This window comes from Chloroflexus sp. (genome assembly GCF_056331925.1).
On sequence record NZ_JBWGQH010000023.1, the window covers coordinates 26,592 to 38,976 of the forward strand.

Annotated in this window: 14 protein-coding genes and 1 tRNA gene; 5 read left to right on the forward strand and 10 right to left on the reverse strand. The window is 56.0% G+C overall.

Annotated elements, in window-relative coordinates; genetic code table 11:
- The first annotated feature begins 59 nt into the window (after positions 1-59).
- A complete protein-coding gene (locus AC01ZF_RS12600; RefSeq protein WP_476575391.1) occupies positions 60-431 on the forward strand; it encodes a hypothetical protein in 372 nt (123 codons plus the stop codon).
- A gap of 78 nt (positions 432-509) precedes the next feature.
- Here AC01ZF_RS12600 and AC01ZF_RS12605 read toward each other — a convergent pair whose 3' ends face one another.
- The 7 genes from AC01ZF_RS12605 to AC01ZF_RS12635 are packed head-to-tail and all read right to left on the reverse strand — an operon-like array spanning position 510 to position 6,383.
- Positions 510-758 (reverse strand): acyl carrier protein, encoded by a 249-nt coding sequence (locus AC01ZF_RS12605; RefSeq protein ID WP_012615598.1) that lies wholly within the window; start codon positions 756-758, stop codon positions 510-512.
- A 30-nt stretch (positions 759-788) separates the two neighbouring features.
- Positions 789-1,241, reverse strand: coding sequence for a transcription antitermination factor NusB (nusB, locus tag AC01ZF_RS12610; protein ID WP_424675097.1), 453 nt, complete (start codon positions 1,239-1,241; stop codon positions 789-791).
- A 19-nt stretch (positions 1,242-1,260) separates the two neighbouring features.
- Entirely contained in the window at positions 1,261-2,628 is a 1,368-nt protein-coding gene (accC, locus tag AC01ZF_RS12615) for an acetyl-CoA carboxylase biotin carboxylase subunit (protein ID WP_424675098.1), read from the reverse strand.
- On the reverse strand, positions 2,628-3,380 hold the full coding sequence (fabG, locus tag AC01ZF_RS12620) for a 3-oxoacyl-[acyl-carrier-protein] reductase (protein ID WP_424675099.1): 753 nt from the start codon (positions 3,378-3,380) through the stop codon (positions 2,628-2,630). The genes accC and fabG overlap by 1 nt, the downstream gene beginning before the upstream one ends.
- Positions 3,381-3,386: 6 nt before the next feature.
- Positions 3,387-4,286 (reverse strand): restriction endonuclease, encoded by a 900-nt coding sequence (locus AC01ZF_RS12625; RefSeq protein WP_287907001.1) that lies wholly within the window; start codon positions 4,284-4,286, stop codon positions 3,387-3,389.
- Between the two features lie 23 nt (positions 4,287-4,309).
- Positions 4,310-4,834, reverse strand: a complete 525-nt coding sequence (nrdR, locus tag AC01ZF_RS12630) for a transcriptional regulator NrdR (protein ID WP_424675100.1) — start codon at positions 4,832-4,834, stop codon at positions 4,310-4,312.
- A gap of 43 nt (positions 4,835-4,877) precedes the next feature.
- Positions 4,878-6,383: a Ppx/GppA phosphatase family protein gene (locus tag AC01ZF_RS12635; RefSeq protein ID WP_424675101.1), complete on the reverse strand. Its 1,506-nt coding sequence runs from the start codon at positions 6,381-6,383 to the stop codon at positions 4,878-4,880.
- 163 nt (positions 6,384-6,546) lie between these two features.
- Here AC01ZF_RS12635 and AC01ZF_RS12640 point away from each other — a divergent pair, with 163 nt between their 5' ends.
- The 4 genes from AC01ZF_RS12640 to AC01ZF_RS12655 all read left to right on the forward strand — a co-directional run bounded on the left by AC01ZF_RS12640 (position 6,547) and on the right by AC01ZF_RS12655 (position 10,608).
- A complete protein-coding gene (locus AC01ZF_RS12640; RefSeq protein WP_424675102.1) occupies positions 6,547-7,311 on the forward strand; it encodes a ParA family protein in 765 nt (254 codons plus the stop codon).
- Entirely contained in the window at positions 7,301-8,278 is a 978-nt protein-coding gene (locus tag AC01ZF_RS12645) for an alpha/beta fold hydrolase (RefSeq protein WP_476575392.1), read from the forward strand. Before AC01ZF_RS12640 ends, AC01ZF_RS12645 begins: the two co-directional genes overlap by 11 nt.
- Before the next feature lie 169 nt (positions 8,279-8,447).
- Positions 8,448-9,467: a LacI family DNA-binding transcriptional regulator gene (locus AC01ZF_RS12650; protein ID WP_424675104.1), complete on the forward strand. Its 1,020-nt coding sequence runs from the start codon at positions 8,448-8,450 to the stop codon at positions 9,465-9,467.
- Positions 9,468-9,501: 34 nt separating this feature from the next.
- On the forward strand, positions 9,502-10,608 hold the full coding sequence (locus tag AC01ZF_RS12655; protein ID WP_476575393.1) for an ABC transporter ATP-binding protein: 1,107 nt from the start codon (positions 9,502-9,504) through the stop codon (positions 10,606-10,608).
- Between the two features lie 75 nt (positions 10,609-10,683).
- Here AC01ZF_RS12655 and argC read toward each other — a convergent pair whose 3' ends face one another.
- The 3 genes from argC to AC01ZF_RS12670 all read right to left on the reverse strand — a co-directional run bounded on the left by argC (position 10,684) and on the right by AC01ZF_RS12670 (position 12,255).
- Complete coding sequence (gene argC / locus AC01ZF_RS12660; protein WP_424675106.1) at positions 10,684-11,688, reverse strand: N-acetyl-gamma-glutamyl-phosphate reductase; 1,005 nt, start codon at positions 11,686-11,688, stop codon at positions 10,684-10,686.
- Between the two features lie 51 nt (positions 11,689-11,739).
- Entirely contained in the window at positions 11,740-11,970 is a 231-nt protein-coding gene (locus tag AC01ZF_RS12665) for a hypothetical protein (protein ID WP_424675107.1), read from the reverse strand.
- A gap of 209 nt (positions 11,971-12,179) precedes the next feature.
- A tRNA-Gly gene (locus AC01ZF_RS12670) sits at positions 12,180-12,255 on the reverse strand.
- Positions 12,256-12,385: the final 130 nt, after the last annotated feature.

The following is a 12,385-nucleotide window of genomic DNA, read 5'->3' on the forward strand; positions in this document are numbered from 1 at the left end:
CCAATCGGTTGTTGCTACCGTCTGCACAATGGATAAGCTAACAGATAGAGGAGGGGAGCATGATCCGTCGCTTGGTTATCGTGGTTATTATCGGATTGACGCTCTTGCTGACAGCGTGTGTACAGTCTTTGCGACCGGGTATAATAACTATTGATCGGGTTGATTTGGTGGTAATGGAATCCAATCCACCGCGGGTGCAAGCACACATTGTCGGGCATTTAGGCGATGGTTGCACAACGTTAGCCAGCATTATCCAGCACCGTGACGGCAACACTATCACGATAACCGTGAAGGCTATCCATAGTGGTGCCGAGGTATGTGCGGCGATTGCTCCCGTGTTCGATCAACGGGTGATGATCGAGGGGACGTTTACGCCTGGCGAGTATACCGTCATCGTCAATGGGGTGGCACATCCGTTGACGATCTCGTGACGGTCCAGGCGTGGAACAGACACGAAGAGGGGTGAGGCCATACCTCACCCCTTTCAGATATACGCGTCGGTATGCTACCTACTCATTACTCTGATGTGTTTCAAGATACTGGAGCGCATCGGCGACCGTCTGAATCTTCTCGGCATCTTCATCAGGGATCTCGACACCGAACTCTTCCTCAATTGACATAATCAGTTCGACCAAATCGAGCGAGTCGGCGTTTAAATCCTTCGTAAACGATGCGCTCGGCACGACCTGCGCTTCATCCACGCCGAGCTGATCGACAATAATCTTGCGCAGGCGTTCCTCCATTTCAGGCGAAGCCATACTCGTTGTATTCCTTCCTTTCAAAAAGACCTATCCCTCATTTGCCTCGCGCTCGGCGAGGTAGCGGGTCACTACCGTACCGAGCACGCCGTTCACAAACCGACTAGAATTATCGCTGCCGAACTCTTTTGCCAGTTCGACTGCTTCATTAATCACTGCCTTAATCGGCGTCTTCTCTACCTCATCGATCAACAGCTCAAAGAGTGCGATCCGCAACACTGCCTTATCGACGCCGGGCATGTGGTTGACCGGCCAGTTTGGAGCTGCTTCCTCGATAATCCGGTCGAGGTACGATCGATGTTCCCAAGCACCGAACACCAGGCGACGCAAAAACTCAGCGCTTTCAGCCGACATTGGTTCATCAGTAAGTCGGCGTTCGAGTACCTGATCGATTGCGTGATCGGTTTCGTCGACCTCGAACAGGATCTGTAGCGCTGCGATCCGCACGCGATGCCGCTGACTTGCCAAGCGTACCCTCCCCATACACATCCCGCAGACCGACTTACGCCGGGCTGAGTGACTCTTTCCATTGGCGGAGCAATTCGGCGACATAGCCGGTATGGATCCTCCCGGCGCGAAATTCAGGGTCGTCGATCAACGCCAATTGGAACGGGATGGTTGTTTTGATACCGGTAATCACACACTCATTCAGCGCTCGCCGCATCCGGTTAAGCGCCTCATCACGTGTATCACCAAAGGTAATAATTTTCGCCAACAACGAATCATAGTTACCGGGTGGCATATATCCTGAGTAGAGGTGCGAGTCAACCCGCACTCCAGGGCCACCAGGTGGGAGATAGAACTCCACCTCGCCACTTGCCGGTAAGAAGTCACGCTCCGGATCCTCGGCGTTAATCCGGCATTCGATAGCGTGCCGCGCTATTGTAATGTCTTCTTGACGCAGCGTCAAGCGTTCACCGCTGGCGATCAGCAACTGCCAACGCACCAAATCAACGCCGGTCACTTGTTCGGTTACCGGATGTTCAACCTGAATGCGCGTATTCATTTCGATGAAGTAATAGTTACCCTCTTCATCGAGGAGAAACTCGAGGGTACCGGCGTTGACATACCCGATCGACGTAATCCCACGCACCGCATCGGCGCCCATTCGTGCCCGCAATTCAGGGGTCACAACCGGTGATGGTGCTTCCTCGACGATCTTCTGGTGACGACGTTGCGCGGAGCAATCGCGCTCACCAAGGTGAATGGCGTGACCGTACTTATCGGCGAGCACCTGAATTTCGACGTGGCGGACCCGGGTTAGATACTTTTCCAAGAGGAGCGCACCATTGCCAAAGGCTGCTTCGGCCTCGGCGCGGGCGGTTGCGAAGGCACGTTGGAGATCGGCTTCATCATACGCGACGCGCATGCCGCGCCCACCGCCACCACCGGACGGTTTCAGTAAGACGGGGTAGCCGATCTGGCGTGCAATATCGATTGCCTCATCGAGCGAGCGTACCTCGCCGTCCGATCCGGGTACGGTCGGCACACCGGCTTTACGCATGGTTTCGCGTCCAATCGCCTTATCCCCCATCAGACGGATCGGTTCAGGTGGTGGACCGACGAAGATCAGATTACAATCGGCGCACATCTCGGCAAAATAGGGGTTCTCCGAGAGGAAGCCGTAGCCCGGATGGACTGCATCACAGCCGGTGATCAGGGCAGCGCTGATCAGTGCGGGCGCATTGAGGTACGACTTTGCCGGTGGGGGCGGCCCGATACACACCGCTTCGTCGGCTAAACGAACAGCGAGCGAATCACGGTCGGCAGTACTATAAGCGGCGACCGTCCGAATGCCTAACTCTTGGCAGGCCCGAATGATACGCACGGCAATTTCGCCGCGGTTTGCTACAAGAACTTTGCGAATCATCAGGACATCACCATCCCGCCGTCGATCGTCAGCGTTTGACCGCTGATATATGCGCCGGCATCAGAGGCCAAGAAACACACCAAACCCGCAACTTCGGCCGGCTGGCCGAACCGGCCGAGGGGGATTGTTGCCAGAATAGCTTTGCGCGTCTCCTCACTGAGCGTGGCGGTCATTTCAGTTTCGATAAACCCGGGAGCGATAGCGTTTACCGTAATCCCACGGCTTGCCATCTCACGGGCAGTGGATTTGGTGAAACCGATGATACCGGCTTTTGCCGCCGCGTAGTTCGCTTGACCGGCATTGCCGATCAAACCGATCACCGAGGTAATATTGATAATCCGACCAAACCGCTGCTTGGTCATTGGGCGTAGCACTGCGCGTGTACAGAGAAAGACACCGCGTAAATTGGTTGCGATAACCTCATCGAAATCGCTCTCCTTCATACGGAGGATGAGCGTATCGCGGGTAATACCGGCGTTATTCACCAGAATATCGATTCGACCAAACTGTTCGAGGGTCGTTTTGACAATCTGTTCGACATCAGCCGGCTGGCCGACATCACCCTGCACGGCTACCGCCCTGCCACCGGCAGCGTGAATTGCGGTGACCGTTTCCTCGGCGGCAGCAGCGTTACCGCGATAATTCACCACGACAGCCGCACCGCTTGCGGCCAACCGCTCGGCGATTGCGCGGCCAATACCGCGACTACCACCGGTGACAATTGCAACGCGCCCATTCAGATCAAGGAGCATGGTCGGCTACCCCTCTGCAATCGCAAACAGCGTCTTGCCATCGATCAGGATCACATTACGGCGGCCACCGGCCGCTTTGACGGTATCAGGCGTAAATTCAGTTGACGTAATAACAACGCCTTTTGGCACACCCAACCGCTTCATATCTTGCAACAAACTCTCGAGGGTACCGGGTCGAACCTTATCGGCCACTGAGAGGCGGAGGAGATACGGCACGCCTTCATAAGAAAGGAAGAGATCGAGGTGTTTGTCTTTATCGGTAAAACGATAATCCGTAAACTCAAAGCCCTTCTTGCGAAAGAGGTTCAGCACATACGACCCCAACTGAGGCAGCGACAGTCCTTGCAGGTCTTCGAGCGTGCGGACCACACCGGGGCGTTCGAGGCGTCCGCCGCGTTCGGCGATTTCCCGTTGCATCTGGCGATTCCGCTCTTCGGCCCGCGCCGACATAACGGTGCCAAATGCCGGGAATGGAATGAGGGCAAATGCCGAGAAGATGAAATAGATGGTAAGTAAATCTATCAATGTCGCGGGAGCCGGTGGCTGCGCGGTGTCGAGTTGGATGACCGGCATCGGAGCGATACCGGCCTCACCGACCAACCCGTAGCCGGCCATGATCGCCAAGCCGAAGAGAAACGTTACTATGCCAAGGGCAAGACCGTTGGCTAACGGTTCACTCCGAATCTTGCGACCGAGATAGATCCCGGCCAACACCGGCACGACACCGGCCAAAATCTGCAAGAAATTATTGGCCAAGAAGAGCGAACACCATGCAATGGCCGTAATCAGGCCAACCAGCAGCACCTGAAGCCACTCGATGGCCCGAAACGAATGAACAATCCGTTGCCATAACGACGGTTTTACGGTTGGTTCTGACACCGGTTGTGGTGTCGTTTCGACGTTCATAGTCCCCAATCCTCATCTAACGATTACATACGGCTGTGGTTATCGGTGGTGCCCTGATCGGTGGTGACAGCCGATAAATGACTGTTCCGAGTACCTTCGCGTTCTAACAATTCATCAACTGCTTCCCGGAGTTTACCGATGTCGGCAAACGAGCGATACACCGAGGCAAACCGGATATAAGCCACTTCATCGAGATCGCGTAATCGATGCATCACCGCATCACCGATGAATTGCGAGCTAATTTCTTGCTGATCGGTTGCCATCACTGCTGTTTCTACTTCATTGACCAATTGCTCAATCGCATCAGCCGAAACAGGGCGACGGTAGCAGGCGGTGCGCACACCGCGGGCGATCTTCTCGCGATCATACGGTTCACGGGTACCGTCCTTTTTGACGACCATCAGACTAACCGATTCGATCCGCTCGTAGGTCGTAAACCGTCGTCCGCAGGCGCGACATTTTCGCCGGCGACGTATCACCTCGCCCTCATACAGCTTACGGGTATCGATCACATCGGTCTCTGGAAAGTGGCAAATTGGGCACCGCATGAACAACTTCCTCTTTGTTGCTTTAAGGCATTATAGCATACGCTCATGCGGCTCTGATCTGCACATCACGCCCAAAGCTACGCCGGAGCAGCCCGCTCCGGCGCGAGGCTTCCCAGATTTCCACGTGCGCATCACCATCGGCCAGAATGTCAATGACGATCTCTTCGCCGAGGTGTACGCGCACATCGCGCACAATCTGACTTTTGCTTCGCTCAAGGTATTCGGCCAAGCGCAGCATTGCGCTCAGACGCGCGATGCGGGTTTCGTCGTCTGGGGTTAGGATGGGCGCGTAGGGGGCTAATTCACCCCAGCCCTTGCGATGATTACGTACCAAACTGGCGATAATCACGATCTCGCGATGACTGAAGCCGAGCAATGTTGCGTTGTGGATGAGGTACTCACCGTGTTTGTGATGGTCGTAATAGCCAACACTGATACCGATGTCGTGAAGGATGGCGGCATAGCCGAGGAGCTCACGTTCCCAGGCACCGTAGCCGTGGAGGGGAGCTAACTGATCGAACAACGACAGACTCAGGTGGGCAACACGCGCGCAGTGCTGAGGTTCGTAGTGGGTGAGGTGAGCGAGATTGAGCACGCTGAAACCTCGTGGATCGGCGATCAAGGGTTGTGGTTGATCGGCGAGGAAGTGCTGATAGAAAATACCTTCGCGCACACCTTGACCGCTCACCAGCAGGCTAGCGAATCCTCCGCGATCCATCAATGTTGCAATAATCACAGCACCGGCCAGGGTAATATCTACCCGCTCCTCTTTCATTCCCGGGATCTGCAAACGATCGCGGCGTGAGCGACGGGCTAATTCTTCAATGATGCGTTCGATTGCCTCACGGGAGAGGACATAACCATGCACCCGTTCAAGCGGGTAATGGCGCATTTTTTGATCAATCCGGGCCAGTTGACGCACGGTGCCCCCGATCCCGCCCAATTTACCGTCGCTGAGGTCGGCGATCCAATCGATCGGGGCAAATGCTGTACGCGCGGCTTCACGCAACCGGCGGAGATCGGCGCGGCTGACCGGATCACTCTGCACATACTGCTCGGTAAAGCGGACGACACCGGCTTGCACAGAAAAACTCTGGGTGAGTTCACGATTGCGCACCGCCATGACTTGAGTCGAACCGCCACCGGTATCGAACAGGGCGCCAGTATGAAGGGGTAAGGCGTTGATTGCACCCAAATAGCCAAAATATGCCTCCTCTTCTGCCGAGATAATCCGTAAGTCGAGCGCTGTTACCTCGCGCAATGCCGTCCAAAACTCATCTTGATTGGCGGCTTCGCGGATGGCACTCGTTCCAACGGCGATCACATGATCAACACCGGTCGACTGACAGAGTGAGTAGAACATACGCAGCGCTTCGACGGCACGGCGAATGGGTGTCGGTTGCAGCATACGAGACGGCCCAATCCCCTCGGCGAGGCGTACCGTTTCGCTGACTTCATCGGTGAGGCGAAAGCTATATCCCGGCTCATACGCCATCACAATAAGCCGCGTCGTATTCGAACCGAGGTCGATCACGCCAAGTTTTTTCATAGCGGTTTCCTAGTACAGCAGCAGGAAGTAACGTGTAGGTAATTATCTGTTTTCAACGCGATTATGGAATGTTACGGACGGAATGTCAACTATGGCCTGATGTTACTCTTAACGGTACAATCAACTATGTTCGGACACGTTTTGGTGAAGCGGTGGAGCAGGTATGGCTCGTACCATCGCTCTGGCAATGCAAAAAGGTGGTGTCGGTAAAACGACGACGGCTCTCAATCTCGGTGTTATGCTGGCTAACCGGGGGCGGCGGGTGTTGTTGGTCGATCTTGACCCACAGGCTAACCTTACCCAGGGGTTGGGAGTCGATCTCAACACCATAACGTATAGTGTGTATGAAGTGCTGCTTAACCCGGAACACGGTATCGGTTTCGCAACCCGCTCGATCGCCGATCGCCTCGATCTCATCCCGGCCTCACTCGATCTGGCTGGTGCCGAACTCGAATTATCAGGACGGGTCGGGCGTGAATTACTCTTGCGTAAAGCGTTGCGGGCTGCGCAAAACGAGTACGATTATATCCTGTTCGATCCACCGCCAAGTTTAGGCTTGTTTACCCTAAACGCATTAGCCGCTGCCGATTCGGTCATTGCACCGTTGCAACTGCACGCTTACGCTCTACGGGCACTGCCGCAGCTCGAGGCGACCATCGAACTGGTACGTGAGATTAATCCACCGCTTCGGCTGGGTGGCATCATTTGCACGATGGCCGACCGACGGACCAACCTGAGCCAGCAGGTTGAGCAGCAAGTACGGTCGCAGTACGGTGATCTCGTCTTTACAACCGTCATACCCTTTACCATTCGTCTTGCCGAAGCACCGGCTGCCGGTGTATCGATTGCCACCTTTGCACCGAACAGTACGGGAGCGAAGGCGTATGCTGCACTGGTAACTGAATTGGAGGAACGGTATGGCAGATGAAACGCGCGGGCTGATCCGACGCGGGCAAGGATTACGTCTTTCAGTACCGTCTCAGGCAGAGGTTGGTGAAATGTCTCCGGCGGGTAACGAGATTGTCCGCGGACAGGGTTTGCGCTTGTCGACCACACAGGCCACGGTTCAGACGGCAGTCGTGCGGATGGCAAACGGGCCACTATATTACCGCCGTGTCGGCGAAGGCTTGCCACTGATCGCAATCCATGGTGTTGGTGCATCAGGTCAGCTATGGCGTGACGTGTTGATCGGCGTAGCCGACATTCGTACCGGCTACGCGATCGATCTGCCGGGGTGTGGTGGTTCACCAGCGCGTGGTGGAGCACCGACGCTGGCGACGCTGGCCGATGAGGTGGTAGCCTTTGCCAATGCCATGGGGCTACGTCGCTTCGATCTGATGGGGCACGGGCTTGGGGCAGGAGTCGCTGCAACGGTTGCAGCCACGCAACCGGCTCGGGTCGGCAAGCTGATCCTCGTTAGTTTTGGAGTTCGGCCGGGCACGCCTGATGTCCTCACCCTGGCCGTTGTGCGTACACCATTCGACCTCTTCCTTGGTCTTGCCCGCCCGATGATCAACACATGGGCCGGTTGGGCTGTGGGAATGCCGGCCATCGATCAACTGATGGCAGCGTGGCTCATGGCCAGTCCGCCGGCAGATCCGGCGTTGTGGGAAGCGTACCTGGCCGACCATGGTCGTGCCGATGGTCGCATGTATATCACCATGCAGACAATGGCCGCCGATCCGCTTTTGCAGCGGCGATTACAGACCATCAACGCACCGACACTCCTGATCGGTGGTGAAGCAGATCGGCTGGTACGGCCGGCAGAGCTGGCAGCAGCACAGGCACTCATAGCGACTGCCAAGCGTGAGCTTATCCCGGTCTGTGGTCATCTGCCACCGATAGAGCATCCGAATGAGTGTCGGCGGCTGATCCGCTTGTGGCTCGGGGAATAAGACCATCTGACGGTGAAGTGGAGCAGCATAACGAGCGGGGTACGTGAGCATGTACCCCGCTCAATGTATGCTGATGGTGTACTTGACAAAGGTAGTTACCCCATGCTATAGTCTACTTAACCGATTAAGTGGTTAATCGGTTAAGTTCTCGAAGTGCGGAGCAACCGTTGTGGCTACCATCAGAGATGTCGCCCGGCGCGCACACGTATCAACCGCTACCGTCTCGTATGTCCTCAACGGCACCGGTGTGGTCAGTGAAGCCACCCGCGAGCGCGTACTGGCGGCAATTGCCGAACTGGGCTACCAACCCAACCATAGTGCCCGTTCCCTCCGCACCCGTTCCCGCACCATTGGCGTCGTTGCGCCTGGCATTGCCGGGCGGTTAGCCGATCCGGCTACGGCTGAAATCATTGCCGGTCTCAGCGAAGCGGCTACGACGGCCGGTTATTGCCTCTTGCTGGCTGCCCCCACCGATACCGAAAGCGAAACTGAATTAGCCGTGCGTCTCGCGCGTAGTGGCCGGGTTGACGGTCTTGTGCTCTTTGATTTACAGATCGAGGATGAGCGGCCGGCGTTACTGACCGCGGCGCGAGTTGCTACCATCGCCATTGGTGCGCCGGTAGCCGGCGTTACATGTCCGATTGTCGGCTACGACCTCCGCACCGGGGCAGAGCAGGCGACCCAACATTTGATCCGGCTTGGTCATCGGCGGATTGCGCTGTTAGCGGCTCCATCGTATCTCAGCATCAGCGAACCGTTTTACGCCGGATATCGCGCTGCGTTACATGCTGCCGGTTTACGTCGTGAAGCGGCGTTGGTCATTGAAGCCGGTAGCAGTGAAGATGATGGCATGGTAGCAATGCAAGAGCTATTGGCAGCCCGCACACCACCTACGGCGGTACTGGCAGCAAGTGATACGCTTGCGTTTGGGGCAATGCACGCCATCCGCGATGCCGGTCTCACGGTAGGTCGTGACATATCGGTCGTCGGTTGCGACGATCTGCCACTCGCTGCGCATACCTTCCCACCGTTGACAACCCTGCGTGCGCCACGTCGTGATCTCGGTGCAACACTCGCTCGTTATCTAATTGCCCATATCGAGCAGCGGCCGGCGCTGCCGGTAACGTTGCTGCCGTTACGGTTGGTTATCCGTCATTCGACTGCCACGCCATCGCGTGTGGTCCACTAGGGGTATCGTCTGTTTTGCCAAGGAGTAAGCGGTCATGGCCTCAATCAAGTACGATCACGTGTGGAAGCGGTTCGGTGAAGTAACCGTCCTCAAGAATCTCGACCTCGACATTGCCGACGGAGAGTTTCTCGTGCTGGTCGGACCATCGGGTTGTGGGAAGTCTACGGCGTTACGTTGTCTGGCCGGTTTGGAAGAGGTGACCGAAGGCCGTATCTTCATCGGCGATCGTGATGTCACCGACATTCCACCCAAAGATCGCGACATTGCAATGGTATTCCAGTCATACGCTCTCTACCCACATATGAGTGTGTATGACAACATGGCGTTTGGTCTCAAGCTGCGCCGCGTCCCAAAGGCAGAAATCGACCGGCGGGTAAAAGAGGCAGCCGAGATGCTCAGTATCGCCCACCTGCTCGACCGCAAGCCAAAAGCGCTATCCGGTGGGCAACGTCAGCGGGTCGCACTTGGTCGTGCGATTGTGCGCGACCCAGCAGTCTTCTTGATGGACGAGCCGCTCTCGAACCTCGACGCCAAGCTGCGCGTGCAAACCCGTGCCGAGATTAGCAAGCTCCATCAGCGGCTTAAGACCACCTTCATTTACGTGACCCACGATCAAACTGAGGCGATGACGATGGGTTCGCGCATTGCGGTGATGCGTGATGGGATTTTGCAGCAGATCGACACACCACAGAACCTGTACGATCACCCGGCGAATATGTTCGTCGCCGGTTTTATCGGCAGCCCGGCAATGAACTTCTTCGAGGCGCGGCTCGAACGTACTGACGGTGGGGTAAGTGTGGTGGTCGGGAAAGAGTTTGTTTTACCGATACCACAGAGCAAGCTCGATCACGTGAGCAGTCATATCGGCAAGACGGTCTACTTCGGCATTCGCCCAGAAGACCTGCACGATGCCCATTATGTGCCGCGTGGCGTGGACGAGCGGGCGAAGGTGAAAGCATCGGTCAACGTGGTTGAGCCGATGGGGTCTGAAATCTACGCCTACGTTGAGAATAGCGGCAAAGAATTCATTGGCCGCTTTGATCCGCGCTCAACGGCTCGGACTGGTCATACGATCGAGGTCGTCTTCGATATGGAGAAGATGCACATCTTCGATCGGGAGAATGAAAAGGCGTTGACGTAATGTATGAATGGTGGTGGGGGGGACGCACGGCCGTTATAGGGACGCACGCCGTGCGTTTACAACGGCCGTGCGTCCCTACATTAGGGGTAATCCGGTGGTTTCGGGGAAACCTAACATCAGGTTCATATTTTGCACGGCCTGTCCTGATGCGCCTTTGACCAAATTGTCGACGACTGCGACCACAATTGCTCGCCCCGGTTCGACCATCTGGTAGCCGATGACCACATGATTGGTATGTTGGACGTGGCGCAGTTCCGGTAGCCGACCGGCCGGTAACACGTGAACAAACGGTTCGGTAGAGTAAGCGTCGGCGTAGACGGCAGCGAGCGTCGTGTCATCGACATCTGGTTTCAGGTTGACATATATCGTTGACAGGATGCCACGGAAGACGGGCAAGAGGTGCGGTGCGAAGATAATGTGCAAGCCGGTCTCTTGCTCCATTTCGGCCAGATGGCGATGAACGCGGCCGACGTTGTAGGCACTAAACGTCTCGTGCGTTTCACCGAAATGGGTTTTGAGAGATAGCGAACGACCGGCACCGGAGACGCCGGATTTGCTGTCGACAATCACCGTTGGGTCGGCGAGCAGGTTGGCGCGGACTAATGGCACCAGTGGCAGAATGGCGGTCAATGGATAACATCCGGTATTCGCTACCAGCCGCCCCTGACGAATCCGTTCGCGGTGGAGTTCCGGTAAGCCATACACCGCTATGGCGAGCAATTCTGGTGCCGGGTGTGGTTTACCCCGTCGAGCTGTGTACGTATCGGGATCGGTGATTCGGAAGGTATCGGAGAAATCGATCACCTTCGCACCGGCCGCAAGTGAACGTTGCACAATCGGGATAAGCTCGGGGGTATTGTGCGGGAGACACGTAAAGACGAGATCGACACCGGTAGGATCGACCTCTTCCACCGCAACAAGCCGTAAATCGCTCACAATTGGAAAGACCTCGCTGAGGCGTTGCCCTGCCGCCGAGCGAGCAGTGGCAAAGGCAATCTCCACCTCTGGATGGCGAAAGAGCAGCTTGAGTAGCTCAATTCCGGTGTATCCGGTTGCGCCATAAATGCCAACACGGGCCATAGTGCGCTCCTCATACGATAAACGAGTCCTTACTCAATTGTACCGTACTCGTTACCACGTGCGGTCAGGCGCAATCGCGATCACGGCAGGGTGGATTTGGCTAAGCCGGCGTAAGAACTTGAGCAGACGAGTAAACATACAGCACCCTCCTCTCAAAGACGACCGTACATCTGTGCGAGATGCTTCCCGTCGGCGCATCGAACCTCTCAGTGGGAAGGCATCGGCCGCACACGCTGCTTCACGCAGGCGCAAGCCGGCGCTAACCGGCAGATGAACGATCATCGGTCAATACCGATGCGCCATGATCACCATAGCACAGCCGTGTTATGATTGCATCAGGCGAAAGATAGAGAAATGTTAACGCAGTGGTAGCATTGGTAGACGAAAAAAGGGGTTACCTTATGTCAAAATGTATTCTTTTAGTGAAACATATCGGATGCTATGTTTCACTAAATATAGAGAGCGGGAAATCAAGGATGCGGAGGGGAAAATGGAGCGGGCGACCGGACTCGAACCGGCGACATTCTGCTTGGAAGGCAGATGCTCTACCAACTGAGCTACGCCCGCGCGGGGAGCACTAAAACGCAGAGACGCAAAGAGCGCAAAGGTAGCAAAGCGACCTAAAACGCAGAGACGCAAAGAGCGCAAAGGTAGCAAAGCGACCTAAAACGCAGAGACGCAAAGAGCGCAAAGGTAG

Excerpts from the sequence above, each read along its gene's own strand:
- AC01ZF_RS12600 (WP_476575391.1), top strand. The coding sequence starts at position 60 with ATGATCCGTCGCTTGGTTATCGTGGTTATTATCGGATTGACGCTCTTG.
- AC01ZF_RS12605 (WP_012615598.1), bottom strand. The coding sequence starts at position 758 with ATGGCTTCGCCTGAAATGGAGGAACGCCTGCGCAAGATTATTGTCGAT.
- nusB (WP_424675097.1), bottom strand. The coding sequence starts at position 1,241 with ATGGGGAGGGTACGCTTGGCAAGTCAGCGGCATCGCGTGCGGATCGCA.
- accC (WP_424675098.1), bottom strand. The coding sequence starts at position 2,628 with ATGATTCGCAAAGTTCTTGTAGCAAACCGCGGCGAAATTGCCGTGCGT.
- fabG (WP_424675099.1), bottom strand. The coding sequence starts at position 3,380 with ATGCTCCTTGATCTGAATGGGCGCGTTGCAATTGTCACCGGTGGTAGT.
- AC01ZF_RS12625 (WP_287907001.1), bottom strand. The coding sequence starts at position 4,286 with ATGAACGTCGAAACGACACCACAACCGGTGTCAGAACCAACCGTAAAA.
- nrdR (WP_424675100.1), bottom strand. The coding sequence starts at position 4,834 with ATGCGGTGCCCAATTTGCCACTTTCCAGAGACCGATGTGATCGATACC.
- AC01ZF_RS12635 (WP_424675101.1), bottom strand. The coding sequence starts at position 6,383 with ATGAAAAAACTTGGCGTGATCGACCTCGGTTCGAATACGACGCGGCTT.
- AC01ZF_RS12640 (WP_424675102.1), top strand. The coding sequence starts at position 6,547 with ATGGCTCGTACCATCGCTCTGGCAATGCAAAAAGGTGGTGTCGGTAAA.
- AC01ZF_RS12645 (WP_476575392.1), top strand. The coding sequence starts at position 7,301 with ATGGCAGATGAAACGCGCGGGCTGATCCGACGCGGGCAAGGATTACGT.
- AC01ZF_RS12655 (WP_476575393.1), top strand. The coding sequence starts at position 9,502 with ATGGCCTCAATCAAGTACGATCACGTGTGGAAGCGGTTCGGTGAAGTA.
- argC (WP_424675106.1), bottom strand. The coding sequence starts at position 11,688 with ATGGCCCGTGTTGGCATTTATGGCGCAACCGGATACACCGGAATTGAG.
- AC01ZF_RS12665 (WP_424675107.1), bottom strand. The coding sequence starts at position 11,970 with ATGATCGTTCATCTGCCGGTTAGCGCCGGCTTGCGCCTGCGTGAAGCA.